This window comes from Amnibacterium sp. (assembly GCF_051956055.1).
Taxonomy (GTDB): Bacteria; Actinomycetota; Actinomycetes; order Actinomycetales; family Microbacteriaceae; genus Amnibacterium.
Map to the genome: position 1 here is coordinate 78,499 of NZ_JBQCGC010000095.1, position 26,385 is coordinate 104,883.

21 protein-coding genes and 2 tRNA genes are annotated in these 26,385 nt (G+C 71.1%); 7 read left to right on the plus strand and 16 right to left on the minus strand.

The genetic code is table 11. From position 1 onward, the window contains the following. Genes ACTHLI_RS13870 through pknB form a run of 3 tightly spaced genes read left to right on the plus strand, consistent with a single transcriptional unit; the run spans nt 1 to nt 5,068 of the window. Nucleotides 1-1,470 (plus strand): peptidoglycan D,D-transpeptidase FtsI family protein, encoded by a 1,470-nt coding sequence (locus ACTHLI_RS13870; RefSeq protein ID WP_440184795.1) that lies wholly within the window; start codon nt 1-3, stop codon nt 1,468-1,470. Next, on the plus strand, nt 1,467-3,278 hold the full coding sequence (locus tag ACTHLI_RS13875) for a serine/threonine-protein kinase (protein ID WP_440184798.1): 1,812 nt from the start codon (nt 1,467-1,469) through the stop codon (nt 3,276-3,278). Before ACTHLI_RS13870 ends, ACTHLI_RS13875 begins: the two co-directional genes overlap by 4 nt. Further along, the gene (pknB, locus tag ACTHLI_RS13880) at nt 3,275-5,068 is read left to right on the plus strand and encodes a Stk1 family PASTA domain-containing Ser/Thr kinase (protein ID WP_440184801.1); all 1,794 of its coding nucleotides are present in this window, start codon (nt 3,275-3,277) and stop codon (nt 5,066-5,068) included. The genes ACTHLI_RS13875 and pknB overlap by 4 nt, the downstream gene beginning before the upstream one ends. A gap of 9 nt (nt 5,069-5,077) precedes the next feature. Here the strand turns inward: pknB and ACTHLI_RS13885 are convergent, their stop codons facing one another. Next, complete coding sequence (locus tag ACTHLI_RS13885) at nt 5,078-5,713, minus strand: aminodeoxychorismate/anthranilate synthase component II (protein WP_440184804.1); 636 nt, start codon at nt 5,711-5,713, stop codon at nt 5,078-5,080. Between the two features lie 63 nt (nt 5,714-5,776). Between ACTHLI_RS13885 and ACTHLI_RS13890 the strand changes: the two genes are divergently transcribed. Next, nucleotides 5,777-6,025: a cell division protein CrgA gene (locus tag ACTHLI_RS13890; RefSeq protein ID WP_440184806.1), complete on the plus strand. Its 249-nt coding sequence runs from the start codon at nt 5,777-5,779 to the stop codon at nt 6,023-6,025. A 174-nt stretch (nt 6,026-6,199) separates the two neighbouring features. On the opposite strand, the gene ACTHLI_RS13895 is transcribed toward ACTHLI_RS13890, so the two are convergent. Both ACTHLI_RS13895 and ACTHLI_RS13900 read right to left on the minus strand, forming a co-directional pair. Next, on the minus strand, nt 6,200-6,928 hold the full coding sequence (locus ACTHLI_RS13895) for a rhomboid family intramembrane serine protease (RefSeq protein WP_440184808.1): 729 nt from the start codon (nt 6,926-6,928) through the stop codon (nt 6,200-6,202). 4 nt (nt 6,929-6,932) lie between these two features. Beyond that, on the minus strand, nt 6,933-7,475 hold the full coding sequence (locus ACTHLI_RS13900; RefSeq protein ID WP_440184811.1) for a peptidylprolyl isomerase: 543 nt from the start codon (nt 7,473-7,475) through the stop codon (nt 6,933-6,935). Between the two features lie 206 nt (nt 7,476-7,681). Between ACTHLI_RS13900 and ACTHLI_RS13905 the strand changes: the two genes are divergently transcribed. Continuing rightward, nucleotides 7,682-8,332: a hypothetical protein gene (locus ACTHLI_RS13905; protein ID WP_440184814.1), complete on the plus strand. Its 651-nt coding sequence runs from the start codon at nt 7,682-7,684 to the stop codon at nt 8,330-8,332. A gap of 27 nt (nt 8,333-8,359) precedes the next feature. Here ACTHLI_RS13905 and ACTHLI_RS13910 read toward each other — a convergent pair whose 3' ends face one another. Continuing rightward, entirely contained in the window at nt 8,360-9,274 is a 915-nt protein-coding gene (locus ACTHLI_RS13910; RefSeq protein WP_440184816.1) for a LysR family transcriptional regulator, read from the minus strand. Between the two features lie 83 nt (nt 9,275-9,357). Between ACTHLI_RS13910 and ACTHLI_RS13915 the strand changes: the two genes are divergently transcribed. Both ACTHLI_RS13915 and ACTHLI_RS13920 read left to right on the plus strand, forming a co-directional pair. Continuing rightward, on the plus strand, nt 9,358-12,765 hold the full coding sequence (locus tag ACTHLI_RS13915) for a bifunctional proline dehydrogenase/L-glutamate gamma-semialdehyde dehydrogenase (RefSeq protein WP_440184819.1): 3,408 nt from the start codon (nt 9,358-9,360) through the stop codon (nt 12,763-12,765). Nucleotides 12,766-12,967: 202 nt separating this feature from the next. Next, nucleotides 12,968-13,516, plus strand: a complete 549-nt coding sequence (locus ACTHLI_RS13920) for a DUF6197 family protein (protein WP_440184821.1) — start codon at nt 12,968-12,970, stop codon at nt 13,514-13,516. A 2-nt stretch (nt 13,517-13,518) separates the two neighbouring features. Here ACTHLI_RS13920 and ACTHLI_RS13925 read toward each other — a convergent pair whose 3' ends face one another. From ACTHLI_RS13925 to dnaN, 12 genes are all read right to left on the minus strand, one after another. Further along, on the minus strand, nt 13,519-14,925 hold the full coding sequence (locus ACTHLI_RS13925) for a LamG-like jellyroll fold domain-containing protein (protein WP_440184823.1): 1,407 nt from the start codon (nt 14,923-14,925) through the stop codon (nt 13,519-13,521). A 65-nt stretch (nt 14,926-14,990) separates the two neighbouring features. Beyond that, on the minus strand, nt 14,991-15,581 hold the full coding sequence (locus ACTHLI_RS13930; RefSeq protein WP_440184826.1) for a hypothetical protein: 591 nt from the start codon (nt 15,579-15,581) through the stop codon (nt 14,991-14,993). Between the two features lie 290 nt (nt 15,582-15,871). Next, nucleotides 15,872-15,944 (minus strand) — tRNA-Ala (locus ACTHLI_RS13935). A 159-nt stretch (nt 15,945-16,103) separates the two neighbouring features. Further along, the gene (locus ACTHLI_RS13940) at nt 16,104-16,289 is read right to left on the minus strand and encodes a hypothetical protein (RefSeq protein WP_440184829.1); all 186 of its coding nucleotides are present in this window, start codon (nt 16,287-16,289) and stop codon (nt 16,104-16,106) included. A gap of 99 nt (nt 16,290-16,388) precedes the next feature. Beyond that, nucleotides 16,389-16,462: transfer RNA gene (locus ACTHLI_RS13945), tRNA-Ile, on the minus strand. A 40-nt stretch (nt 16,463-16,502) separates the two neighbouring features. Further along, a complete protein-coding gene (locus tag ACTHLI_RS13950; protein WP_440184832.1) occupies nt 16,503-16,955 on the minus strand; it encodes a DUF3566 domain-containing protein in 453 nt (150 codons plus the stop codon). Then, complete coding sequence (gene gyrA / locus ACTHLI_RS13955) at nt 16,903-19,410, minus strand: DNA gyrase subunit A (RefSeq protein ID WP_440184834.1); 2,508 nt, start codon at nt 19,408-19,410, stop codon at nt 16,903-16,905. Before gyrA ends, ACTHLI_RS13950 begins: the two co-directional genes overlap by 53 nt. Before the next feature lie 92 nt (nt 19,411-19,502). Then, nucleotides 19,503-21,509 (minus strand): DNA topoisomerase (ATP-hydrolyzing) subunit B, encoded by a 2,007-nt coding sequence (gyrB, locus tag ACTHLI_RS13960; protein WP_440184857.1) that lies wholly within the window; start codon nt 21,507-21,509, stop codon nt 19,503-19,505. Between the two features lie 319 nt (nt 21,510-21,828). Next, nucleotides 21,829-22,332 (minus strand): DUF721 domain-containing protein, encoded by a 504-nt coding sequence (locus tag ACTHLI_RS13965; RefSeq protein ID WP_440184837.1) that lies wholly within the window; start codon nt 22,330-22,332, stop codon nt 21,829-21,831. Then, nucleotides 22,329-23,459 carry a DNA replication/repair protein RecF gene (gene recF / locus ACTHLI_RS13970; RefSeq protein ID WP_440184840.1) on the minus strand — a complete coding sequence of 377 codons (1,131 nt, stop codon included), beginning with the start codon at nt 23,457-23,459 and terminating at the stop codon, nt 22,329-22,331. Before recF ends, ACTHLI_RS13965 begins: the two co-directional genes overlap by 4 nt. A 70-nt stretch (nt 23,460-23,529) precedes the next feature. Continuing rightward, nucleotides 23,530-24,492 (minus strand): phosphogluconate dehydrogenase (NAD(+)-dependent, decarboxylating), encoded by a 963-nt coding sequence (gnd, locus tag ACTHLI_RS13975; protein ID WP_440184859.1) that lies wholly within the window; start codon nt 24,490-24,492, stop codon nt 23,530-23,532. After that, on the minus strand, nt 24,492-25,631 hold the full coding sequence (gene dnaN, locus ACTHLI_RS13980) for a DNA polymerase III subunit beta (RefSeq protein WP_440184843.1): 1,140 nt from the start codon (nt 25,629-25,631) through the stop codon (nt 24,492-24,494). Before dnaN ends, gnd begins: the two co-directional genes overlap by 1 nt. Nucleotides 25,632-26,385: the final 754 nt, after the last annotated feature.

Consider the following 26,385-nt stretch of genomic DNA (forward strand, 5'->3'; position numbering starts at 1 on the left):
ATGAACCGGGAGCTGAAGCGCATCAGCGCGCTCGTCCTGCTGATGTTCACGACCCTGTTCGTGGCGTCGTCGATCATCCAGGTGTTCCAGACGGACAACCTGGAGGCGGACGCCAGGAACCAGCGGGCGAGGGCCGACCAGTACGCGATCCAGCGGGGTCAGATCCTCACCTCCGACGGGAAGGCGATCGTCACGTCGCCGAAGTCGGGGGACACGTACCAGTTCGACCGCAAGTACACGGACGGCCCGCTGTACGCCGCGGTCACCGGCTACTACAACCCCATCGGGGCGCCGACCGGCATCGAGGGTGCGCTCAACGCGCAGCTCGCCGGCACCTCCTCCGACCAGGTGCTCAGCCGCCTGCAGAGCATCGTGACCGGGAAGGACCCGAAGGGCGCCTCGGTCCAGCTGACGATCGATCCGAAGGTCCAGAAGGCCGCGTACGACGCCCTCGGCAACCTGCGCGGCGCCGTCGTGGCCATCCAGCCGAAGACGGGCAAGGTGCTCGCGATGGTCTCGAAGCCGTCCTTCGACCCGAATGCGATCGCCGATCACACGAACGGCGTCGCGGCGTACCAGGCGCTGTCCAGCAAGGCCGTGAACCCGCTCGTGAACCGGGCGATCGGAGGCAACCTGAACCCGCCGGGGTCCACCTTCAAGCTCATCACCACGTCGGCGGCCCTCGAGAGCGGCAAGTACAAGCCGAACTCGAGCTTCCCGAACCCGCCGATCTACACCCTCCCCGGCACGAGCACGACGATCCACAACGCGGACGGCGAGTACTGCGGTGCGTCCAAGACGGCGACGATCGCCGTCGCCGTCGCGCTCTCCTGCAACGTCCCGATGGCCCAGCTCGGCGCGAAGCTCGGGCCGGCGGCGCTCCGCACGCAGGCGGAGAAGTTCGGGTTCGACAAGCCGCTGTCCATCCCGGTCAAGGTGACGCCGAGCATCTACCCGCCCGTCAGTGCGTCCGGGCAGGACCTGAACAGCGCCGAGACCGCGCAGACCGCGTTCGGGCAGTTCGAGGTTCGGGCCACGCCGATGGAGATGGCCATGGTGGCGGCGACCATCGGCAACGGTGGCGTCGAGATGCAGCCGAACCTGGTCGACAAGATCGTGTCGCCGTCGCTCCAGACCACCCAGGCGTTCAGCCCGACGGTCCTGAACACCCCGGTGAGCAGCAAGACGGCGGATGAGGTGAAGGCGATGATGGTCGCGTCCGTCGCGAGTGGGGCGGCGACCAATGCAAGAATCAACGGGGTCACGGTCGCGGGGAAGACGGGGACCGCGCAGAACGGGACGGGGCAGCCGTACACGCTCTGGTTCACGGGGTTCGCTCCGTCGAACGACCCGCAGGTCGCCGTGGCGGTGGTCATCGAGAACGGTGGGGGTCTGGGCCAGTCGGGGTGGGGCAACCTCGTCGCCGCCCCGATCGCCAAGCAGGTCATGGAGGCGGTGCTGAACGGATGAGACCGGTGTCCGGGCTCACTTTCGGGGGCCGCTACGAGCTCTCCTCGCGGATCGCCATCGGCGGCATGGGCGAGGTCTGGGAGGCGACCGACCTCGTCATCGGGCGACCCGTCGCCATCAAGATCCTGAAGGACGAGTACCTCGGCGACCCCGGGTTCCTCGAACGCTTCCGGGCTGAGGCGCGGCACGCGGCCCTCGTGAACCACGAGGGCATCGCCAACGTCTACGACTACGGCGAGGAGGACGGCTCCGCCTTCCTCGTGATGGAGCTCGTGCCGGGCGAGCCGCTCTCCTCGATCCTCGAGCGGCAGCACACGCTGCCGCCGGACCGGGTGCTCGACGTCGTCTCCCAGACGGCGATGGCCCTCCACGCCGCGCACGCCGCCGGTCTGGTGCACCGGGACATCAAGCCGGGCAACCTGCTCGTCACGCCGGACGGCCGCGTCAAGATCACGGACTTCGGCATCGCGCGCATCACCGATCAGGTTCCGCTCACCGCCACCGGCCAGGTGATGGGCACCGTGCAGTACCTCTCGCCCGAGCAGGCGAGCGGCCAGCCGGCGTCGCCCGCGACGGACATCTACTCGCTCGGCATCGTCGCGTACGAAGCCCTCGCCGGGCACCGCCCCTTCACGGGCGAGTCGCAGGTCGCCATCGCGATGGCGCAGATCAACGACACCGCGCCCGATCTGCCCCACTCGGTGCCCGAGCCCGTGCGCCGGCTCGTCTTCGCCTGCATCGCGAAGGCGCCGTCCGACCGGCCGACCACGGCCGCCCTGCTCGCCCGTGCGGCGCAGGCCCTGCGCCGCGGCGACGTGCTCGCCGCGGCCTCGGCGGTGCCCGCGGTGCTCCCGGCCGGGGTCGCCGCTCCGACGATGGCCATGCAGACCGACGCGGCGACCTCCGTGATGCCGTCGCAGGCGCCCGGCTTCGACACGATGCTGCTGGGCGTCCCCGGCGGCACGCCGACGGCCGCCACCTCCGCGTACCCGCAGCCGGTGGAGGGTCCGCCGACGCTCACCGGCCCATACGGCACGGGCGACGGGCCGCGGGACGACGGGCCGCGCAAGCGCAGCGCCTGGACCATCCCGCTCATCATCCTGAGCGTCATGCTCGCCGTGCTCCTCGTGGTGTTCCTCATCACCACCCTCACGAGCGGCAAGGGCACGCCGGGGAGCACGGGCACCCCGAGCACCACGTCGAGCAGCGCCTCGACGTCGAGCAGCCCGTCCACCTCCGCGACGCCGATCGTGCTCGACCCGGCGCAGTACTACGGCAAGCAGTACTCGGTCGTGAAGAGTCAGCTGGAGGGCATGGGGCTCGTCGTCGCCGGCGACCAGATCCCGGCCACGAGCTCGAGCGACTCCGGCAAGGTCACGAAGATCGACCCGACCACCACCACGTCGGGCAGCACCGTGACCGTCACCTACTACGGCACGTCGACGACCCCCGACGCCCCGTCGTCGGCGCCGACGACCTCGTCGAAGTCCGTGACCGCCGGGCAGACCTTCACCGTGAACTGGCCGGTGTACACCTGCAAGTCCGGGACCGGCGGCTCGCTCTCGGGGTACACGCTCAAGCTCTCGGGCGACGCCGCATCGCCGGGCGACACGCCCCTCGGTACGGTGCAGAGCCAGCAGGTGCAGGCGGGGTCGAGCCCGGGCAAGATGACCATCGTGTACTCGGCGAACTGCGGGGCGGTCGAGACCCCCGACTCGCCGAAGCTGACGGTCACCGTGACTGCGCCGACCACCCCGAGCCCCGGCCCGACGGCCAGCTCGAACCCGAGCCCCACCACGACCCCATGACCACCGAGGACGGCACGCCGACGACCGCCGTCACGGGCCCGATCCTGGCCCTGACCGGCGGCGAGCGGCTGCTCGCGGGGCGCTACCGCGTCGAGCAGCACATCGGCCGCGGGGGCATGGCCGAGGTGCACGTCGGCACCGACACCCGGCTCGGCCGCAAGGTCGCGATCAAGCTCCTGAAGTCCTCGCTGGCCAACGACCCGACGTTCCGCATGCGGTTCCGGCAGGAGGCGCAGGCGGCGTCCCGGATGACGCACCCGACGATCGTGCGGGTGTTCGACGCGGGCGAGGAGACGGTGCTCGAGTCCGGCGGCGGCGAGGCGCAGCTGCCGTTCATCGTGATGGAGTTCGTCGACGGCAAGCTGCTGAAGGACCTCATCAAGGACGGCCCGATGACCGCGCAGGAGGCCGGCCACATCGTGGGCGGCATCCTCACCGCGCTCGAGTACTCGCACCGCGCAGGCGTGGTCCATCGCGACATCAAGCCCGGCAACGTGATGGTCACGCGATCGGGCCAGATCAAGGTCATGGACTTCGGGATCGCCAGGGCCATCAGCGACTCGTCCGCGACCGTGGCGCAGACGAGCGTCATCCTCGGCACCGCGCAGTACTTCTCCCCCGAGCAGGCCAAGGGCGAGACGGTCGACGTCCGGAGCGACCTCTACTCCACGGGCGTCGTGCTCTTCGAGATGCTGACGGGGCGCGCCCCGTTCCGCGGCGACAGCCCGATCGCCGTCGCGTACCAGCACGTCTCCGAGCGGCCGGAGGTGCCGAGCCGGCTCAACCCGGCCCTCACCGAGGCGATGGACGCCGTGGTCCTCCGGGCGCTCGAGAAGGACAAGGCGAGGCGGTACCAGAGCGCGGACGAGTTCCGGGCCGACGTCGACGCGGTGCTCGCCGGGCGCACGCCCACCGCGCGCCTCCCCACGATCGAGATCCAGCAGGAGTTCTTCGGCGGCCCCGAAGCGAGCCCCGACGCGACCGTGCGCCGGCTCGCGTTCGACGATCCGGGGCCCGCCGGCACGTCCAGCCGGCCGCCGGTCGCGTGGATCTGGGCCGGGATCCTGGTCGTCGTCGCCATCGTGCTCGCGGTCGGCCTCTGGGTCGCTTCCATCGCCACCGGCGGGTTCGGCGCCGACAACCGCACCGTCCCTGACGGCCTGCAGGGCGCCACGAGCGCGACCGCCGAGCGGGCGCTGGGCGGCCTGGACCTGCGCTGGCTGATCCACAAGGAGCCCAGCAGCACGGTCGCTCAGGGCGTGGTGATCCGCGCGACGCCGAAGGCTGGCACGGTGCTGACCAAGGGCGATTCCGTGACGCTCTGGGTCTCCACGGGGACACCGCAGGCGACGGTGCCCGCGGTGGCGGGGCTGACGCAGGACGCCGCCCAGCAGGCGATCACCCAGGCGGGCCTGAAGGTCGGCACCGTGACCACCGATCATTCGGTCGACGTGCCGGGCGGCTCCGTCATCTCCGCCTCGCAGAAGGCGGGCACCTCGATCGACGAGGGCACGAGCGTCGACCTCGTGGTGTCGGACGGCAAGGTCGACCTGCCTGACCTCACCGGTCAGCCCATCTCCGACGCGCAGGCGAAGCTGCAGCAGCTCGGCCTGTCCGCGGACGTGCAGCCGCAGCAGGGCTGCGGTCAGGCCAGCGACATCGTCTACTACCAGGTGACCGCCGCCGGCCCTGTCGCCCAGGGATCGACGATCGTGCTGCAGCAGTGCGTCGGGGACACCCCGACCCCCAACCCGACGGACACGACGACCGCGCCCCCGCCGGGGGGCTGAGCCGACGGTTCAGGAGGCGATGCGCGGGCTCAGGCCCTGCGCGCGAGCGACCGCGTCGGCGTCGCCGATGACGGCGAGCCAGTTCGCGAGCATCCGATGCCCGCCCTCCGTCATCACGGATTCGGGGTGGAACTGCACCCCGTAGACGGGTGCGGTCCGGTGCTGCAGCGCCATGATCACCCCGCCCTCGGTCCTGGCGGTCACCTCGAGCTCGACGGGCACCGTGCCGTCGACGACGGCGAGGGAGTGGTACCTCGTCGCCGTGAACGTCTCCGGCACGCCCTCGAACAGCACGCTCTCGCCGTGCACCACGCGCGACGTCTTCCCGTGCATGAGCTCCTCGGCGTTGGTCACCACCCCGCCGAACGCCTCCGCGATCGCCTGATGCCCGAGGCACACCCCGAGCAGCGGCACGTCCGCGGCGACGGCAGCGCGCACGATCGGGATCGAGACGCCCGCGTCGGCGGGCTTGCCCGGGCCGGGCGACACGAGGACGCCGTCGTAGCGTGCCAGGACGGCGGCCAGCTCGTCGGCGGGCAGCACGTCGTTGCGCACCACCTCCGTCTCCGCACCGAGCTGCCGGAGGTAGCCGTTCAGGGTGTAGACGAAGCTGTCGTAGTTGTCGACGACGAGCACGCGGGTCATCCGCGAGATCCTACGCATCCGCTGATCGGCACGTCCGCGGGGTCGGCCGGTACGCTGTCCGCCATGGCTCGAGTGAAGACGTCTCCTGCACGCCGGGAGGAGCGCCGAGCCGCCGGCGACGGCGCGAACCCCGTCTGGTTCAAGCCGCTGATGTTCGGCTTCATGCTGCTCGGTCTCCTGTGGATCGTGGTCTTCTACATCTCCGGTGGCACGCTGCCGATCCCGTTCCCCGCCGACCAGTCGAGCTGGAACATCCTGATCGGTTTCGGGGTCGCGTTCGTCGGCTTCCTCATGACGCTCTGGTGGAAGTAGCCCCTCCCTCGGGGACGCCTCGACCGGGGGCTTGCACGGGCGCCGGAAACACAGGTCTGTGATTCTCCACACGGTGCACAAGGCTGTGGATAACCTCGTGGACGGACCGTGGATGGCCCGTGGACGACGCGGCCTCCGGCCGCGCGGCGCGGCGGCGCGACCTGGGGATGCGGATCAGACGACGGCTGCCGGTACGAGGGCGAGCGCGAGCAGCGCGGCCGTGACGACGGCGGCACCGACCCGGGCCCGTACGGCGTTCCGCGGCCCCCGGCCCGCGACGAACAGCCAGCACACGACCCCACCGACGACCAGCCCGCCGACGTGGGCCTGCCAGGCGATCCCGGGCACGACGAACCCGAGCACGAGGTTGATCGCGATCAGCGCGACGAGCATGCGCATGTCGATCCCGAGCCGCCGGTGCACGACCGCGACGGCGCCGAGCACCGCGAAGACGGCGCCGGAGGCGCCGTAGACGGCGATGTCCGGTGCGAGCAGACCGACGAATGAGGCGTAGAGCACGCCGACGGATCCGCCCAGGGCGCCCAGGAGGTAGATCGCGACCAGCCGGGGAGCGCCGATCACGCGTTCGAGCACACGGCCGAAGGACACCAGCGCGATCATGTTGAACCCGATGTGGGTGATGCCGATCAGCGAGCCGGGGAGGGCGATCGGCTGATGGATGAGCGCCGAGGTCAGCATCCGCCACGGTTCGAACGGCGCGCCGGTGGACGGGAGCGAGTACACCGGCGCGTAGAGCCACCACTCCTCGAGTCGCGGCGCGGTCGCCAGCTCCACGACGTAGGTGATGACCGTGATCACGGCGATCCAGCCCGTCGCCGTGCGGGGTCGGTACCGCGCCGACCGCCGCCAGAGCCGGCGGAGGTCGGCGCGGGCGTCGCTCATCGGCTCAGCTGGTCGGCGTCACGTCGATGCTCGACAGCACCTGCGGCTCGACAGGACGGTCGGAGCGGTCGGTCGGGACCGCGCCGAGCTTGTCCACGACGTCGCGGGACGCCTGGTCCGCCACCTCGCCGAAGATCGTGTGCGCCCCCTGCAGCCAGGTGGTCGGCGCGGTCGTGATGAAGAACTGCGAGCCGTTGGTGCCGTGGCCTCCGCGCTTGCCGGCGTTGGCCATCGCCAGGATGTACGGCTTGCGGAAGTCGAGGTCCGGCGCGATCTCGTCGTCGAACTCGTAGCCGGGACCGCCGGTCCCGTTCCCGATGGGGTCGCCGCCCTGGATCATGAAGTTCGGGATGATGCGGTGGAACACGAGATCCTTGTAGAGCGGCCCGGTCTCCTCCGCACCCGTGCGCGGGTTGCGCCACGGCTGCTCGCCGGTCGCGAGGCCGATGAAGTTCTTCACGGTCTTCGGCGCGTGGAGCCCGAAGAGGTTGACCGTGATGTCCCCCTGGGTCGTGTGGAGGACTGCGGTCGCGGTGACGTCTGCCATGTCGCCAGTCTGGCATCGACCTCCCGCCTCGCAGGCGCCCGTCGCCGGTCGCCGATGCGGTCCTCAGGCCGGTCGGAGCGTTCGTCCAGCGCACCAGCATCGCCTTGCGGACTTTCAGGTCGCGCGCAGCGGACTCGATGGGAGGATGGCTCCACCCGCGCCGGCGACCACGCCGGCGCGCACCGACGACGCCGAGGAGCGCTGCGATGGTCTCGCACAAGAAGCAGGTGAAGCGGTTGAAGAAGGACGCCCAGCGGCTCTGGGACGACCAGCAGGCGCTGTTGACCCGTGCGAACGGGGTCGCCCGCGACGCTCTGCCGCACGCGCAGCACTTCGCGAAGGACACGTTCGACCACTTCGCACCCGCGGTGCAGAAGGCCGGCCCGGTCGCGAGCCGCACCGCCAAGGCGGCCGGCAGCTACGCCGCTTCCACCACGAAGGACGCGCTCACCGGCACGATCCTGCCGGCGTTCTCCAGCGCAGCGGCGGCCGCGATCGCCCTCGCCGAGGAGGCCGGCGACCGGCTCGGGCTCGCCGACACGGAGCTCGCCAAGCAGGGCAGGAAGACCGCCAAGCAGCTCGGCTCCGTGACGCGCTCCGGCCACCGCTCGGAGCTGAAGGCCGCGGCGAAGCTCAAGGGCGCGAGCAAGGCGGGCAGGGTCGCCGCCAAGCAGGGGGCGAAGCGGGTCGCCGCGGCGACCGGGCGCAAGCAGGGCATGGGTGCCGGCGGCGTGATCGGCATCCTCCTCGGCGTCGGCCTGCTCGCGGCCGTCGGCTACGCGATCTGGCAGACCCTGCGCGCCGACGACGACCTCTGGGTCGCGGACGAGGACCCGGAGTCGACGACGGGCAACTGACGGCGGACCGACCCGTCCGGGAGGGCCTCACGCCACGGTGTGGGGCCCTCCCGCATGTCCGGGTCGGCTCGCCGCCGTCTCCAGCGCACGGCGGAGGGCGACGACGGCCGGCCTGTCGGCTCCGGACAGCCGGGCGGCCGTGAACACCTCCCGCTCCGGTGCACCGTCGGGGACGAGCATGCGCCCGGGGGCGCTCCGACCCGACCAGACGAGGTCCGGCAGGAGCGCGACCGCGTTGCCGGATTCGACGAGCCGCATGTGCACCTCGAGGTCGGCCGACTCGTAGCGGACGTCCGGCTCGAAGCCCGCGCGTCGGCACTGCTGCTCCGCCCAGTGCCGCGAGGCCGCCCCGCGGGGTTCGAGCACCCACGCCGCCTCCGCCGCCTGCTGGAGGGAGCCGACCGCCGAGTCGATCGGCACGGCGAGTCGGATCGGGTCCCGGACCAGCGGCCGGTGATCGAGTCCCGCATGCCAGGCGGTCGCGTGTCCCGGGTACTGCTCCGCGACCACGAGGTCGAAGTCCCTGGTCGCGGTCCGCTGGAGCGCCGCCTCGGGCTCGTGCTGCACGACCTCGACCCGCACCTGCGGGTGCTGTCGGGTCATCAGACTCAGGGACGCGGGCAGGAGCGCGAGCGCAGCGGACTGGAAGATCGCGAGCCGGACGGTGCCGGTCACCGAGACGGTACGCGCGGCCACCTCCGACTCCGCCCGTTCGAGGAGGTCGAGCACCTCGCCAGCGCGGTCGGCGAGCAGCTGCGCCTCCGGCGTGAGCACGACGCGGCGCCCGGAGGGGACGAGGAGCGGGACCCCGACCTCGCGCTCGAGGATCGCGAGCTGCTGCGACACGGACGACGGGCTGAAGCGCAGCGCGGCCGCCACCTCCGCCAACGTGCCCCGGTCGGCGAGCTCCTTGAGCAGCCGCAGCCTGCGGACGTCGTACACGCGCACTCCGTTCGGTTTCTCCGAAGAGTACTGGTGGTCAATCATCACTGTTGCCGATGCGTCTGGAGACGGACAATGCGAGCATGAGTGGAACCGTCGTGCGCTCGACCCCGTCGGCAGGATCGTCGTCCTCGATCGCGGAGGTGGAGGCGCTCGTGCGCCGCTGGCTCGCCGAGGCGGCGGACGCGCCGACGGACCCCGCTGCCGCCCGGCTCGCCGGCGTGCTGCGCGACCCCAAGGGTCTCGCGTTCACCGTCGGTTTCGTCGACGGCGTGGTCCGGCCGGAGGATCTGGGCGCGGCCGCCCAGCGGCTCCGGGCCATCGCCCCCGACGTCCCCCGCTTCCTGCCGCTCCCGCTGCGGCTGGCGGTCCGCCTCGGCGGGCTCTTCGCCCCGATCCTGCCGTGGCTCGTCGTCCCGGTCGCCCGCACCGCGCTCCGGCGCATGGTGGACCACCTCGTGATCGACGCGACGCCGAAGCGGCTCGGCACCGCCATCGCCCGGATCCGCGGGCGCGGCGTGCGGCTGAACCTCAACCTGCTCGGCGAAGCGGTGCTGGGACAGAAGGAGGCGGACCGTCGTCTCGCGGGCACGCTCGCGCTCATCGAGCGCCCCGACGTCGACTACGTGTCGATCAAGGTGTCCGCGGCCGTCGCCCCGCACGCCGTCTGGGCGTTCGACGCCGCGGTCGACGACGTGGTCGCCCGGTTGACGCCGCTCTACGAGGCCGCGCACCGCACCGGCACCTTCATCAACCTCGACATGGAGGAGTACAAGGACCTCGATCTCACGATCGCGGTCTTCACCAGGCTCCTCGACATGCCGCGGTTCCTCGACTACCGGGCGGGCATCGTCCTGCAGGCATACCTTCCCGATGCGCTCAGCGCGATGATGCGGCTCCAGGAATGGAGCGCCGCGCGTCGGGCTCGTGGCGGAGCGCGCATCAAGGTGCGGCTGGTCAAGGGCGCGAACCTCCCCATGGAACGGGTCGAGGCGGCGATCCACGACTGGCCGCTGGCGACGTGGCACGAGAAGGTGGAGAGCGACACCAACTACAAGCGGGTGCTGCACTGGGCTCTCACGCCGGAGCGCACCGACGCCGTGGAGCTCGGTGTGGCGGGCCACAACCTCTTCGACGTGGCGCACGCCTGGCTGCTCGCGCAGGAGCGCGGGGTGACCGGTGCGGTGGAGTTCGAGATGCTGCTCGGCATGGCCACCGGCCAGGCGGAGGCGGTGCGCCGCGACGTCGGGGGCCTGCTCGTGTACACGCCTGTCGTGCACCCGCGGGAGTTCGACGTGGCCATCGCCTACCTCGTCCGCCGGCTCGAGGAGGGCGCGAGCGACGACAACTTCATGTCGAGCGTCTTCGACCTCGCATCGAGCGAGCGCCTGTTCACCCGGGAGCGGGACCGGTTCGCGGCCTCCCTCGCCGCGCTCGACGAGACGGTGCCCGCACCGCACCGCGTCCCGAGGACCCTGCAGCCCGTCCCGGCCGACGCACCCTTCCGCAACGCGGTCGACACCGATCCCGCGGTCGCGGAGCACCGCTCGTGGGCGGCGGGGATCCTGGAGCGCGCCGCGCACTCCGACGAGGGTGTGCGGACGCTTGCGGCGCACACCGTGACCGACGAGGACACGCTGTCCGGGCTGCTCGCCTCGACGGCTGCCGCGGGATGCGCGTGGGGCGCCCGGCCCGCCGCGGAGCGCGCGGCGATCCTGGCCCGCGCCGCCGACGCGCTCGAGGCGGCACGGGGGCGCCTGGTCGAGGTCATGGTCGCCGAGGCCGCGAAGACGCTCGACCAGGCCGACCCGGAGGTGAGCGAGGCCATCGACTTCGCGCGGTACTACGCGAGCAACGCGACCGAGCTCGAGCGGATCGATGGGGCCCGCTTCCGCCCCGCGGCGCTCACGCTGGTGACGCCGCCGTGGAACTTCCCCGTCGCGATCCCCGCGGGCGGCGTGCTGGCGGCCCTGGCGGCCGGCAGCGGGGTCGTCCTCAAGCCCGCCGGCCCGGCGAGCCGCTGCGGGGCCGTCGTCGCCGAGGTGCTCTGGTCCGCAGGCGTGCCGGAGGACGTGCTCGCACTCGTGCAGGTCGACGAGGACGCGCTCGGTCGGCAGCTGGTCGCCGACCCGCGGATCGATCGGGTGATCCTCACGGGCGCATGGGAGACCGCGCGGCTGTTCCGCGACTTCCGGCACGACCTGCCCGTGCTCGCGGAGACGAGCGGGAAGAACGCGATGGTCATCACCCCCTCCGCGGACCTCGACCTCGCCGTCAAGGACCTCGTGGCGAGCGCCTTCGGCCACGCGGGCCAGAAGTGCAGCGCGGCGAGCCTCGCGATCCTGGTCGGACCGGTCGCACGGTCGAAGCGCTTCCTCGGCCAGCTCGTCGACGCGGTCGGGTCCCTCGAGGTGGGGACGCCGTGGACCGCGACCACGCGCATGGGTCCCGTCATCGAACCGGCGGCAGGCAAGCTGCTGGAGGGACTGACCACTCTGGGTCCCGGTGAGTCGTGGCTGCTCGAGCCGAAGCGGCTGGACGCGGAGGGCCGGCTGTGGAGCCCGGGGATCCGCACCGGCGTGCGCCGCGGCTCCGCCTACCACCTGACCGAGTACTTCGGCCCGGTGCTCGGGATCATGACGGCGGCGGACCTGGACGAGGCGATCGCGCTGCAGAACGAGGTCGCCTACGGCCTGACCGCCGGACTCCAGTCCCTCGAGCCCGAGGAGATCTCCAGATGGGTGAACGGGGTGCAGGCGGGCAACCTCTACGTCAACCGCGGCACCACCGGCGCGATCGTCGGCCGCCAGCCGTTCGGCGGCTGGAAGCGCTCCTCCGTCGGCACCGGGACCAAGGCGGGCGGCCCGAACTACCTCATCGGCCTCGGCGAGTGGGAGCCGACCAGCGGTGCCGCACCGACGGCGGCCCGGCTCGATCCCGCGGTCGCGAAGGTGGTCCGCGCTGCGGCGGCCGTCGGTGACGAGGCGCGGGCGTTCGTGTCCGCCGGCGCCGCAAGCGACCAGGCGGCGTGGCAGGCGGAGTTCGGCTCGACCCACGAGCTCGCCGACCTGGGCGTCGAGCGGAACCTCCTCCGCTACCGCCCCGTCCCCGTCACGATCCGCGCCGCCGCGGATGCCGACCCGGCTGCGGTGCTCCGCGTGGTGGCCGCGGCGGTCAGGAGCGGTGCCACGACCTCCGTCGTGGCCGCGGCCACGCTGCCGGCCGAGCTCGCGCACGCGCTCGGCGAGCTCGGCATCCCCAGCCGGGTGGACGCGGCCCCCGTGCTCACCGGCCGGGTCCGCCTGATCGGCGGCTCCGCGTCGGAGCTGCTCACCGCTGCGGGTGGGGATCCGGACCTCGCCGTCTGGTCGAGCCCGGTGACGACCGCGGGACGCATCGAGCTGCTGCCGTTCCTGCACGAGCAGTCCGTGAGCATCACGGCCCACCGGTTCGGCTCGCCGAGCCCGGTGCTCCAGCAGCTGAGCATCTGAGCAGGGCGCGGGGCCGCGTCCGGTGAACTCCGACGGCTGCGGTGCGGATCAGGGCCGCAGCCGTCGGAACGCACCGCGGACCCCATCGGCGAGGATCCGGGGTGGCGCGGATCCCAGGGACGAGGAACGGAAACCCTCAGGCGCAATCCAGGTGGATGACCACAATCTCCCTATCGCACCCGGTCGTCAGGAGGGTCCGTCCATGCCCGACTCGCTGCTCCAGCTGCCTGTCTCCACCCCCGTCTCCCTCCGCACGCGCTGGCGCGACCGCAGACGGCTGCAGCGGATCGATCGACTCGGGGCACGTCTCGCTCGGCTCGACGCGGTCGACGCCCTCCTCGGCCGCACCTCCGACCGCCTCGCGGCGGGCTGGGTGCAGGACGCCTGGTTCACGACGATCGACGAGCAGGGCGTGCGGCTGCACGTCGGCACGCTGCGGGCGCACGAGGGTGAGCGCAGCGAGCGGGCCTGCCTCGTCGCCGCCGTCGCGATCGAGGCACTCCCGGGCACCATCACCGGTGCGGTGGGCCAGCGGGCGATCGGCACGATGTGGAACGTGCTGCACGGCGGGGGCTCCGCAGGCGACTGGGCCACGCCGCCGGGCGTGACCGCCGCACGGGCCTACGACCTCGTGCGGTGGAACGACGCCGCCGACCGGCGCCAGTCCGACGTGCTCGCGCTGGTGAAAACGTCCAGGGCCGCGGTCGGCCGGGCCGCCGACTCGACGCGCTCGGAGCTCGCGGGCGTCTGAGGTCAGTTCGGCGACGGGCCGCCGTGCCCGTTCGCGAAGATGCGCGTCTGCACCGGGAACGCCACCGCCGAGTCGTAGATCTGCGTCTCGTCGAGGTCCCCTCTGAAGAAGAGCCGCGTCGGGGCGTTGGTGCCGCCGGTGGCGTTGTCGTAGCCGAACCGCCAGTAGCCGGAGTACGCCGCGGCTGAGACGGTCAGGACGAACGGCACCGTGACCGTGGTCGACGACCTGGCGTCGACGGTGATGGAGCACCCGGACAGGCTGAGCGTAGCCACCACGAGGTGCCAGGTGCCGTCCGCGTACCCCGCAGCCGTCGTGCAGTACCGGAACGCCGTCATGACCAGCCCACTGACCTGCACCGACGAGGCGGCGAACGTGAGCGTGCCGTTGTCGCCCATGTAGAGGCCCTGATCGACGCCGGTCGAGGCCGTCGCGGTGTTGGAGCTGCCGAAGTCGGCGAGCACCCCGCCCGCGTTCCCGGGCGCCACGCGGAACCACGTCGCGATCGTGGTCGTGCTGGGGTGACTGCGCAGCTTCGAGGCCGTGACCACGCCGCTGAGGCCGTCGAACGTGACGAACGGCGACCACCCGTTGGTGCAGGTCGACCTGCTGACGCCGCCGCGCAGCGTGCCCGTGTCGCCCACCGTCCCCAGATCGCGCACGTCGGACGATCCGGTGCCGGGTGCGTACCCGTAGGACAGCTGCGGCGCGACCCCCGTCGACAGCGCCTGATCACCGCACGTGGTCCCCCACGTGCTGCCGCCCGTCGCCGATGTCGCGCTGTACCCCGCGTATCCGGCAGCTGCCGAGGGTGCCGCGGCGCAGCAGCTCATCACGACGAGGGCGACGCTCACCGCCGTGGCGCGGTGCAGCCCACCGAGACGGCTGCCGCGATGCCGACGGCGTCGCCGGTCCTCCTCGTCCTCGAGCAGTCGACCGAGCCGGACGCCGCCCGCGAGCAGGAGGACCAGCAGGCCGAGGCCGATCAGGGGCAGGGGCCGGCCCGTGCGGAGCCAGTAGCTCGGCAGGCCCGCGTACGGGATGCGCAGGAACGCGGCTCCGTGCACCGCGCCGATGTCGACCGTCGACGAGTCGCGCGAGCGGTTCGCATCCCCCTTGGTGACCAGTCGGCCGTCGTCCTGCACGGCCACGAGGCGGTGGAGCCGGAGCCGCCCGGGGCGGTCCGGATCGTCGACGAGCAGGACCTGCCCGCGGGTGAGCTCCGACCCGCTCACGTGGCGTACCACGACGGCGTCCCCCACCATGAGCCGCGGGGCCATCGACCCGGACATGACCGTGGTGGTCGGGAGCCCCACGAGGTTCGGCAGCACGCTCCACAGCAGCAGCGCCACGATCGTCGCCAGCACGCTCCGCGAGACGACGGTGACGACCAGCACGAGCCACGCCACGCCGTCGGGGAGAACCGGCTGCTCGTCCCCGCGGTGCGACGGCCCGCGCCGCCGGGACGAGCCGACTAGCTGCCCTGCGCTTCCCACGTGAAGGTGTCGGTCGCGGTCGAGCTCATCGGTGCGGTCGAGTCGTAGCTCCACACGAACTGGAACTGCTTCGACTCCGGCGCGCTCCCGGAGCTCTGCGGGGTCCACCCCGTCGCGAGCCCGTTCGCGAAGTTCTGGTGCGGTGCGCCGTTGAAGCCGGCGAGGGTGCCGGTGTACAGGTTCCCCGCGGAGGCGAACCCGGTGCAGCTCGCGTCCGTCGCACCGGAGCCGACGTTGATGGTGAGCACGATGTGCTGCCCGAGCGAGTTCGTGTCCGAGTAGCTCGTGCTGTACAGCCGGACGGTGCTGGCCAGGGTCCCGTTCGACGTGACCGTGATGCACTTGGTCCCGGTGGCGCTCAGCTGCTGGTTGGTGCCACTGAACATCGCGGACGCCGTGTCGTTGGTCAGTGCGACCGACCCGGTGTTCCAGGAGTTCGCGGCGTTCTGCGTCGTGCTGCTGAAGGCCGAGTAGGACGCGGCGAGCACACCGCTCCCCGTGCCGACGATCGCGACCCCGGCCGCGATCAGGCCGGACAGCCGGCCGAGCCGGCGAGTCGTCTTCCGCATGCGATCCCCCATGTGTCCGCGACGCGGAGCGCCCCTCGCGCTCCGCGTCACCGGACTGTGGCAGGCCGACACGCCGCGCGGACGGGCGGAATCGCGATCTGCACGAATCCACGTGCGGGTACCGCGCGGATCGACGGGCGGTGCCCCCATAATCCGCGCTCACGTCCCTCGGGCGGGCGGCACTCGTTGGGGGGCCCTGACGAAGCGGGCGTGCGCTCGGGGAGGGGGGTCTCGCGGCTCGCTGCGCTCGCACCTCGACCACCGGATGGGGTGCGCCGGTCGAGGGGTTGTGGAGACTAGGGGACTCGAACCCCTGACCCCCTGCTTGCAAAGCAGGTGCTCTACCAACTGAGCTAAGCCCCCGAAGGGATCTTCCGCAGACCAGCCTAGGCGAACCGGCCCGCAGCACGAGCAGCCACCGCCAGAGGCCGTCCAGGCCCGCCGGTACGCCAGTCCCGCCGCGGCGGCAGACCGGACTTCGGCAAGAAGCCGAACGAGCATGCCGTCAGCCGAGCGGCCCGTTCAGGCCCGCCGGTACGGCAGTCCCGCCGCGGCAGCACGGAAGCCGACGCCGACGCGAACCTCAGCGAGAAGCGGACCGATCATGCCGTCAGCCGAGCGGCCCGTCCAGGGCCGCCGGTACGGCAGTCCCGCCGCGGCGGCAGCGGCGACGCAGAACCGGACCTCGGCAAGAAACCGATCGATCACGCCGTCAGCCGAGCGGGCCGTTCAGGCCCGCCGGTACGGCAGTCCCGCCGCGGCGGCAGCGGCGGGACAATAAACACAGTGGGGCTACCAGAAACACAGTGGGGCTACCAGGACTTGAACCTGGGACCTCTTCGTTATCAGCGAAGCGCTCTAACCGCCTGAGCTATAGCCCCGAGTGGCCGCATCGGGCCGCAGAAGAGCGTACCAGGCCGCTCAGCCGTTCTTGAATCCGACGAGGATGCCGCCCGTGATCCGCACCGACAGGTTGTAGAGCACGCAGGCGATCGCGCCGAGCACGGTGCCGACGACCACGTTCAGCGCGGCGATGACGAGCGTGAAGCCCATCACCTGCGCGAACGAGACGACGTTGCTCACCGTGAGGGTGCTCTGCCCGGACACGTCCTGGAGCAGCGTGGAGATCTGGGTGAACACGCCGGTCGAGGCGAGCACCGTCCAGATCAGCAGCACCGCGACGACGATGATGATGCCGATCGCCGCGGCGATCAGGAACGAGAACTTCACGGCGGACCAGAAGTCGATGTAGACGAGCTTCAGGCGGACCTGCTTCGTCTGCGCCGTGTGCGGCGTCTTGTCGGACAACTTGTCCGCCACGCTATCCTTCGGACCCGTCTCCGACGGTCGACTGGGAGTCCTCACCGAGCTCATCTGCTGCGTTCTCCTCAACGATCGTCTCGCTGTTGCGGGCAATGGCGATGATTCTGTCATCCGCGGCGAACCGCGCGAAGACCACACCCATCGTGTCGCGGCCCTTCGAAGGAACCTCGGATACGTTCGAGCGCACCACCTTGCCACTTTCCAGCACGACGAGCACCTCATCGGTCTCGTCGACGATGAGGGCGCCGGCGAGGTCTCCCCTCGCCTCCTGCAGCTTGGCCACCTTGATGCCCAGGCCGCCGCGGCCCTGCACGCGGTACTGGTCGACCGCGGTGCGCTTCGCGAATCCGCCCTCGGTGACCACGAACACGAAGCCCTCGTCGCTGACGACCCGGGCGGCCAGGAGCTGGTCGTCCTCCCGGAAGTGCATGCCGATGACCCCGGAGGTGCTGCGGCCCATGGGCCGGAGCGACTCGTCGGAGGCGGTGAACCGGATGGACATCCCCTTGCGGGAGACGAGCAGGAGGTCGCTGTCCTCCTCGACGAGCAGCGCCTGGATGAGCTCGTCGCCCTCGCGGAGGTTGATGGCGATGATGCCGCCCGTGCGGTTGGTGTCGTACTCGGCGAGCGCGGTCTTCTTCACCAGGCCGCCCCGCGTCGCGAGCACGAGGTACGGGGCGACGGTGTAGTCGCGGATGTCGAGGATCTGGGCGACGCGCTCGTCGGGCTGCATCGCGAGGAGGTTCGCGATGTGCTGACCCTTCGCGTCCCGCGCGCTCTCCTGCACCTCGTAGGTCTTGACCCGGTACACGCGGCCGGCGTTCGTGAAGACGAGCAGCCAGTGGTGCGTCGAGGTCACGAACAGGTGGTCGACGACGTCGTCCGCGCGCAGCTGCGCACCGCGGACGCCCTTGCCGCCGCGCCGCTGGGAGCGGTACTGATCGCTCCGCGTCCGCTTGATGTAGCCGCCGCGGGTGACCGTGACGACGACCTCCTCCTCGGGGATGAGGTCCTCGACGCTCATCTCGCCGTCGTAGCCGGCGAGGATCTGCGTGCGCCGGTCGTCGCCGAAGCGGTCGACGATCTCGGTGAGCTCCTCGGCGACGATCGCGCGCTGCCGCGGGACCTTCGCGAGGATGTCCTTGTAGTCGGCGATGAGGCGCTCGAGCTCGGCGGCCTGATCGATGATCCGCTGCCGCTCGAGGGCGGCGAGGCGCCGCAGCTGGAGGCTGAGGATCGCGTTCGCCTGCACCTCGTCGACCTCGAGCAGGTCGATGAGGCCGGTGCGCGCGTCGTCGGGCGTCGGCGAGCGCCGGATGAGGGCGATGACCTCGTCGAGCATGTCGAGGGCCTTGAGGTAGCCGCGCAGGATGTGCGCGTCCTGCTCCGCTTTCCGGAGGCGGAACGCGGTGCGGCGCTGGATGACCTCGAGCTGGTGCTCGATCCACGCGGAGATGAACCCGTCGAGGGCGAGGGTCCTGGGCACGCCGTCGACGAGCGCGAGCATGTTCGCGCCGAAGTTCTGCTGCAGCTCCGTGTGCTTGTACAGGTTGTTCAGCACGACCTTCGGCACCGCGTCGCGCTTCAGCACGATCACGAGGCGCTGACCCGTCCGGCCGGAGGAGTGGTCCTGGATGTCGGCGATGCCGGCCATCCGTCCCTCCTTGACCATCGTCGCGATCTTGTCGGCGAGGTTGTCGGGGTTGACCTGGTACGGCAGCTCGGTGATGACGAGGCAGGTGCGCCCCTGCAGCTCCTCCACGTTCACGACGCCGCGCATCGTGATCGAGCCGCGGCCCGTGCGGTACATGTCCTGGATGCCGCGCGTCCCGAGGATCGTCGCCGCGGTGGGGAAGTCGGGCCCCTTGACCCGCTCCATCAGGCCGGCGAGGAGCTCCTCGCGGGTGGCGTCGGGGTTGTCGAGCGCCCACAGGGCGGCAGCGGCGACCTCGCGCAGGTTGTGCGGCGGGATGTTCGTCGCCATGCCGACCGCGATGCCGGCGGCGCCGTTCACGAGCAGGTTCGGGAACCGCGCCGGCAGCACGACCGGCTCCTGCGTCCGACCGTCGTAGTTGTCCTGGAAGTCGACGGTGTCCTCGTCGATGTCCCTGACCATCTCCATGGCGATCGGCGCCATCTTGGTCTCGGTGTAGCGGGGGGCGGCGGCGGGGTCGTTGCCCGGCGATCCGAAGTTGCCCTGCCCGAGCGCCAGCGGGTAGCGGAGGCTCCAGTCCTGCACCAGCCGGACGAGCGTGTCGTAGATCGCCGAGTCCCCGTGCGGGTGGAACTGCGCCATCACGTCGCCGACCACGCGGGCGCACTTCGAGAACGCGCGGTCCGGGCGGTAACCGCCGTCGTACATCGCGTAGATCACGCGGCGGTGCACCGGCTTCAGGCCGTCCCGCACCTCCGGCAGCGCCCGCGCCACGATCACGCTCATCGCGTAGTCGAGGTACGACCGCTGCATCTCGAGCTGCAGGTCGACCTGCTCGATGTTGTCAACCATCAGAAGTCCTTATCGGTGGTGCTCGGGCGCTGCGCGCGTGCGTTTTGAAGGGGTTTCTGCGGGCCTCCGGCCAGCAGAAACCCCTTCAGAACTCAGATGTCGAGGAAGCGGACGTCCTTCGCGTTCTGCAGGATGAAGTTGCGGCGGGATTCGACGTCCTCGCCCATCAACGTCGCGAAGATCTCGTCCGCGGCGGCGGCGTCCTCGAGCGTCACCTGGCGGAGCGTCCGCGTCTCGGGGTCCATCGTCGTGTCCCAGAGCTCCGAGAAGTCCATCTCGCCGAGCCCCTTGTACCGCTGCACCCCGTTCTCCTTCGGGATGCGCTTGCCGGAGGCGAGGCCGTCCGCGAGCAGGGCGTCCCGCTCCCGGTCGCTGAACACGTACTCGTGCTTCGCGTTGCTCCACTTCAGGCGGTACAGCGGCGGCTGCGCGAGGTAGACGTAACCCAGCTCGATCAGGGGTCGCATGAACCGGAACACGAGCGTCAGCAGCAGCGTGGTGATGTGCTGGCCGTCGACGTCCGCATCGGCCATCAGCACGATCTTGTGGTAGCGGACCTTCTCCGGGTTGAAGTCCTCGCCGATGCCGCAGCCGAAGGCCGTGATCATGGCCTGCACCTCGGCGTTGCCGAGCGCCTTGTCCAGACGCGCCTTCTCGACGTTCAGGATCTTGCCCCGCAGCGGCAGGATCGCCTGGGTCTCCGGGTTCCGACCGCGCACCGCGGAGCCGCCGGCCGAGTCGCCCTCGACGAGGAAGATCTCCGCCTTCGACGCGTCCCGGGTCTGGCAGTCCTTGAGCTTGCCCGGCATGGAGGCGCGGTCGAGGGCGGTCTTCCTGGTCGCGTCCCTCGCCTTCCTCGCGGCGAGACGCGCGGTCGCGGCCTGGATGCCCTTGCGCACGATGTCCCGCGCCTGGTTCGGGTTCGATTCGAACCAGTGGGTGAGCTCCTGCGTGACCACGCGCTGCACGAACGGCTTCGCCTCGGTGTTGCCGAGCTTCGTCTTCGTCTGGCCCTCGAACTGCGGCTCGCCGAGCTTGATCGAGATGACGGCGGTCAGGCCCTCGCGGACGTCGTCGCCCGTGAGGTTCTCGTCCTTCTCCTTGATGAAACCCTTCTCACGCCCGTACCGGTTGATCAGCCCGGTGAGCGCCGCGCGGAACCCCTCCTCGTGGGTGCCGCCCTCGTGGGTGTTGATCGTGTTGGCGAACGTGTGCACGCTCTCCGAGTACGCACCGGTCCACTGCATGGCGACCTCGAGCGAGATCACCTTCTCCCTGTCCTCCGAGTCGAAGGCGATGACGCCCTCGTGCACCGGCTCGGCCTTCTTGGCGCTCGACTTGTTCAGGTACTCGACGTAGTCGACGAGCCCGCGGTCGTAGCGGAACACGTGGGAGCGCAGTTCGGGCGCCTCCGCCTCGCCCTCGACCGGCTCGCTCGCGCGCTCGTCCGTCAGCGCGATCGTGAGCCCCTTGTTGAGGAACGCGGTCTGCTGGAACCGGGTGCGCAGCGTCTCGTAGTCGAAGTCGACGGACTCGAAGATCTCGGCGTTGGGCCAGAACGCGACGGTGGTGCCGGTCGCGCTGGTCTCCTCCCCCTCCTTCAGCGGCGCGTTGGGCACGCCGTCGGTGTAGGACTGCCGCCACACGTGCCCCTGACGCCGCACCTCGACGTCGAGCTTGTGGGAGAGCGCGTTGACCACCGAGCTGCCGACGCCGTGCAGGCCGCCGGACACCGCGTATCCGCCGCCGCCGAACTTGCCGCCCGCGTGGAGGACCGTGAGGACGACCTCCACGGTCGAGCGCCCCTCGACGGGGTGCACGTCGACCGGGATGCCGCGGCCGTTGTCCGCGACGCGGATGCCGCCGTCGGCGAGGATGCGCACGTCGATGTGGTCGCAGTAGCCCGCGAGCGACTCGTCGACCGCGTTGTCCACGATCTCGTAGACGAGGTGGTGCAGGCCGCGGGGACCGGTGGAGCCGATGTACATGCCCGGCCGCTTGCGGACGGCCTCGAGCCCTTCGAGCACCTGGATGGACCCGGCGCCGTAGTCGTCGCCGGCGGCCGCGCGGCGGCGGCTGCCCTCCGCATCGTCGTCCACCGCGGCGAGCGGCTCGCCGGCCGCCTGCTGGGGTGCGGAGGATTCAGGACCGAGGTCGTCGACCGGATCCGTCACGTCGTTCGTCTCGCCGTCGATGGACCCGTTCGCGTCGCTCGTCACTGATCCGTACTCCCGTCATCGGTAACCGTCCGAGTCTACCGTGCGGCGGCCGTCCCCGAGGCCGGATTCGCCATTCTGCGGGCTCAGAATCGGCGCGGGGACCGAATCACCCGCGAGAAGCGCCGACACGCGGCGATCCGGCGGCACACGACCGCTTGCGCCACCCCTGGGCGACCGCCTCGAACCACCCGCGATCGGGTCAGCCGTAGGTGTCTCTCGGACCGCGGCCCGGAACGGAGCGCGGACCGTGGTTCCAGCTGGGGGTGTTGGGCCCCAGGAACCGGAGGGAGTCGACGCCCGCGTCGGGGAAGTCCTTCGCGATGCGCTCGCTGATCTGCGTGCGCATGAGCGACAGCTGCGTGGCCCACGCGGTCGAATCGCAGCGGACGAGCAGCACGCCGTCCGCGTACCCCTCCACCACCGCGTGCTTGGCGGTCTCCGCCCCGGCGATCGATCTCCAGGCGCTCGCGAGATCCGTCCGGGCGAGCGGGGTGCGCCACCCGAGCGAATCGGTCACGGTGTCGAGGACCGACGACACGGCGAGCGGATCGCGACCCTTCGCGAAAGGCGTGCTGCCCGGACGCTCGCCGAGGACGCGCCGACGCGACCTCGGTGCGCCGAACACCGACCGCAGCCGCGCCCACACCCGCTGGGCCTCGGTCCGGGGCTCGTCGGCGCCGTCCGCGCGCCCTGGCAGGGTCACGACGACGATCCTGCCGGATCGGTGCCTGCCCCGCTCTCGACGTGGCCGGCCCGGATCCTCGTGACCCGGCCGGCGAGCGCCGGAGGGATGTCCGCCTCGACGGCGGCGGTGACGATCACCTGCTCATACCTCGCCACCCGCTCCGCGAGCCGCAGCCGGCGCCGTTCGTCCAGCTCCGCGAACACGTCGTCGAGGATGACGATCGGGTCGCCCGTGGGCAACGCATGGCGGAGCAGCTCCACCGCCCCGAGTCGCAGCGCGAGTGCGAGCGACCAGGACTCCCCGTGGCTCGCGTAGCCGCGCGCCGGCAGCCCGTTCACGGTCAGCAGGATCTCGTCCCGGTGCGGGCCGACGAGCGTGACACCGCGCTCGATCTCGCGGCGGCGCACCCGCGCGAGCGCGGCGACGAACCGCTCGGCGGTGGTGCCGCCCTCCGTCTCCTCGTCGACCGTGCGCTGGGCCTCGATGGCGACGCGCTGGTCGTCGCCCGCGACGACGGCGTACTGCTCGGCGACGAGCGGCTCGAGCGCCGCGAGCAGCTCCGTCCTCGCGTCGAGCAGCTCGGTCCCGGTGGTGACGAGGCGCTCGTCCCACACTGCGAGCGACTCCGTGTCGACGAGCCCGCGGCTGCCGCGCAGCAGCCCGTTGCGCTGCCGGAGGGCCTTCTCGTAGTCGCCGACCGTGCCGGCGAGCCGCGGGGTGCGCTGCACGAGCAGCTCGTCCACGAAACGGCGCCGAGCGGAGGGCTCGCCGCGGACGATGCCCAGATCCTCCGGAGCGAAGAGCACGCTCGAGACGTTCCTGGTGATCTCGCGCGGCCGCACGGCCGACCGGTTCAGCTGGGCGCGGTTCGCGCCGACCCGGTTGATGAGCACCTCCGCGAGCACCTCGCGGTCCAGGGCGGTCACCGTCGCGCGGATCACCGCGGCGTCCTCGCCCGCCCGCACGAGCGCCGCGTCCCCCGACACCCGGTGCGAGCCGAGCGTGGTGAGGAACCCGATCGCCTCGACGAGGTTCGTCTTGCCCTGCCCGTTGCTGCCCGCGAGCACGTTCGCGCCAGGACCGAACGCGACATCGGCGGCGGCGTAGTTGCGCCAGTCGGTGAGCTGGAGGCGGGTGATGCGCATGGCGGGGCGTCCTGTTCACGGATCCGGGACCGGGAGGCCGGATCCTCCGGATCCGTGAACGGGAAGGGGACTACCGCTTGGTCGGGTGCATCTGCTGGGCGGTCTCGACCTCGGCGGCCTTGACCGCGTGGCCGCCGAACTGGTTCCGCAGCGCCGCGACGGCCTTCATGGCGGGCGACTGCTCCTGACGGGACACGAACCGCGCGAAGATCGACGCGCTGATCGCCGGCATGGGCACGGCGTGCTCGATGGCCTCCTCGAGGGTCCACCGCCCCTCACCCGAGTCGTCGACATAGCCGTCGATGTCCTTGAACTCCGGGTCCGCGTCCAGCGCTCGGACCATCAGCTCCAGCAGCCACGACCGCACGACGGTGCCGCGCTGCCAGGCGCGGAAGGTCCCGGAGACGTCGATCTTCCGATCGGAGGCGGCGAGCAGCTCGTACCCCTCGGCGTACGCCTGCATGATCGCGTACTCGATCCCGTTGTGCACCATCTTCGTGTAGTGGCCGGCACCCACCGGGCCCGCGTGCACGAAGCCCTCCTCGCGCGGTCCCTCCGGTCGCAGCGCGTCGAAGACCGGCATCATGCGCTCGACCTGCTCGTCGCTGCCGCCGACCATGAGGCCGTAGCCGTTCTCGAGGCCCCAGACACCGCCGGACACCCCGGCGTCCATGAAGGAGATGCCCTGCGCGTCGAGCTGCACGGCGTGCTTCTCGTCGTCCGTGAACTTCGAGTTGCCCCCGTCGATGACGAGGTCGCCCGGCTCGAGCACCTTCGCGAGCTCGTCGATCACCGAATCGGTGATGCGGCCGGCGGGGACCATCACCCAGACGGCGCGGGGTGCGGGCAGAGCCGCGGCCAGGGCGGCGTAGTCGGGCACGTCGCTCACGGCCGGGTTGGTGTCGTAGCCGACGACGTCGACGCCGCCCTTCTTGAGCCGGGCGCGCATGTTGTTGCCCATCTTGCCCAGGCCGACGAGTCCGATCTTCATGCTGGTGTCCTCACGTCTGTCGTATGCCGGGCGCGCGGAGATCAGCGCAGCAGCAGGTTCGGCTGGAGGAGGTAGCGGAACTCCTCGTTGCCGACCTCCTCCCGCGACTTCTGGCCGGTGATGAGCACCGGGCCCGGCTTGTTCGGGTTCTCCGTCTTCGTGAACGAGATTCGCACGAAGTCCGTGTGGACACCCGAGAGCCCGTCCAGGAGGAACTGCGGCTTCAGCGACACGACGATGTCGTCGCCTGCGAGCACCGCGTCGAGCTGCTCCGACGCCTGCGCCTGCTCGGATCCGGCCGCCTCGAGGGTCAGGCCGTCGGCCGAGAACGAGTAGCGCAGTGCCGCCTCGCGCTCGAGCACGAGCTGCACCCGCCGCGTCGCCTCGACCAGCTCGGCCGTGCCGATCACCGCGTAGTGCTCGGTCGTGTCCGGGAACAGCCGCTTCACGGGCGGGAAGTTGCCCTTGATGAGGAGGGAGGTCACCGTGCGCCGATCGGACGCGAAGGCGATCAGCTCACGGTCGCCGCCGCGTGTGATGCCGATGCTGACGTCGCCGCTGCCGGCGAAGGTGCGCCCGACCTCCTGCAGCGTCCGCGCGGGCACGAGCGCGCTCACCGGCTCCTCGGCGTCGCCGTTCCAGGGCAGCTCGCGGACGGCGACCCGGTAGCGGTCGGTCGCGGTCAGCGAGATCGCGCCCGCGGTCGCCTCGAGCTGGACGCCGGTGATCACCGGGGTGACGTCGTCGCGGGAGGCGGCGACCACGACCTGCGCGATGGCTCCGGAGAACGTGCCGGCGGCGACGACCCCGGTGGACTCGCCGATCGCCGGGAGGCTCGGGTATTCCGCCACCGGCATGGAGAGCAGCGTGAACTTCGCACTGCCGGCGCTGACCAGCACGCGGTTGTCCTGCGTCGACACCTCGACGGGGACCCCGGGGAGGCGGTTCGCGATGTCGGCCAGCAGGCGGCCGGAGACGAGGACGCGCCCCTGCTCCTCCACCTGGGCGTCGATGCGGACGCGCGCGCTCACCTCGTAGTCGAACGAGGACAGGGAGAGCCCGTCCTCGGTCGTCTCGATGAGCACACCCGACAGGATCGGCAGCGTGGTGCGCTGCGGCAGCAGACGGACCGCGAACGAGACGGCGTCGCTGAAGACGTCCCGGTTCGCATGGAATCGCACCGTCGCACTCCTCGGTTCCTCTGGACCCCAGGGCGTGCCGGGCGTCTCCTTCGGTCAGGTCGCTGAGCATGCTAGCGGGTGAGGCGTCCTGCGCTCCCCGCCGATGCGCCCCGGACGGGGGTCGGTGTCCACAGCGCGGAATCGAGTGGAGGGAAGGAGAGAAGGAGAAGGACAATCACACTCTTAACAGGTGTGCACACTGTGGATAACTCCGTGCAACCGGCCTGGCGAGCGGGAACTACATCCCTGTCAGATGTCGAAACCGTGCGGATGGACGGCGGACACCTCGGTGCCTCCATGTTGACGCGTTCCGACCGACTCCACATCGCCCCAGGGGGAGGGGGCCCCGGACGGGGGACCCGCCCGGAGTTATCCACAGATCCCTCACATGGGGGTGGATTCCTCCTCCGCCCACGGAGAACTCCCTGATCGGCGGCCGATGCGCCGGCGCCGACCGATGTCCGACCCCTCGTGTACGCCCCGGGGCGGGCCGCGCTCGAGCCTCCGGATGTCCTCGATGGACGCCCCGTCCCAGATCCGACCGAGCGCTCCGTCGATCGAGAGACTGAGCGTCGGGGCAGCACACGGAGGCGCGCAGGGCAGGCGCGCAGAGCGATCCGAGGCCCGACGGCGGCTAGCGGCGGAAGCGCTGCTCCTGCTTGATCCTGCTCGTGAGCTCGGTGACCTGGTTGTAGATCGAGCGCCGCTCCTTCATGAGCTCGCTGATCTTCTTGTTCGCGTACATCACGGTGGT

Excerpts from the sequence above, each read along its gene's own strand:
- ACTHLI_RS13870 (WP_440184795.1), top strand. The coding sequence starts at position 1 with ATGAACCGGGAGCTGAAGCGCATCAGCGCGCTCGTCCTGCTGATGTTC.
- recF (WP_440184840.1), bottom strand. The coding sequence starts at position 23,459 with ATGCGCATCACCCGCCTCCAGCTCACCGACTGGCGCAACTACGCCGCC.
- ACTHLI_RS13950 (WP_440184832.1), bottom strand. The coding sequence starts at position 16,955 with ATGAGCTCGGTGAGGACTCCCAGTCGACCGTCGGAGACGGGTCCGAAG.
- pknB (WP_440184801.1), top strand. The coding sequence starts at position 3,275 with ATGACCACCGAGGACGGCACGCCGACGACCGCCGTCACGGGCCCGATC.
- ACTHLI_RS13920 (WP_440184821.1), top strand. The coding sequence starts at position 12,968 with ATGCCCGACTCGCTGCTCCAGCTGCCTGTCTCCACCCCCGTCTCCCTC.
- gyrA (WP_440184834.1), bottom strand. The coding sequence starts at position 19,410 with ATGGTTGACAACATCGAGCAGGTCGACCTGCAGCTCGAGATGCAGCGG.
- ACTHLI_RS13900 (WP_440184811.1), bottom strand. The coding sequence starts at position 7,475 with ATGGCAGACGTCACCGCGACCGCAGTCCTCCACACGACCCAGGGGGAC.
- ACTHLI_RS13915 (WP_440184819.1), top strand. The coding sequence starts at position 9,358 with ATGAGTGGAACCGTCGTGCGCTCGACCCCGTCGGCAGGATCGTCGTCC.
- ACTHLI_RS13890 (WP_440184806.1), top strand. The coding sequence starts at position 5,777 with ATGGCTCGAGTGAAGACGTCTCCTGCACGCCGGGAGGAGCGCCGAGCC.
- ACTHLI_RS13905 (WP_440184814.1), top strand. The coding sequence starts at position 7,682 with ATGGTCTCGCACAAGAAGCAGGTGAAGCGGTTGAAGAAGGACGCCCAG.
- ACTHLI_RS13885 (WP_440184804.1), bottom strand. The coding sequence starts at position 5,713 with ATGACCCGCGTGCTCGTCGTCGACAACTACGACAGCTTCGTCTACACC.
- ACTHLI_RS13895 (WP_440184808.1), bottom strand. The coding sequence starts at position 6,928 with ATGAGCGACGCCCGCGCCGACCTCCGCCGGCTCTGGCGGCGGTCGGCG.
- ACTHLI_RS13930 (WP_440184826.1), bottom strand. The coding sequence starts at position 15,581 with ATGCGGAAGACGACTCGCCGGCTCGGCCGGCTGTCCGGCCTGATCGCG.
- ACTHLI_RS13875 (WP_440184798.1), top strand. The coding sequence starts at position 1,467 with ATGAGACCGGTGTCCGGGCTCACTTTCGGGGGCCGCTACGAGCTCTCC.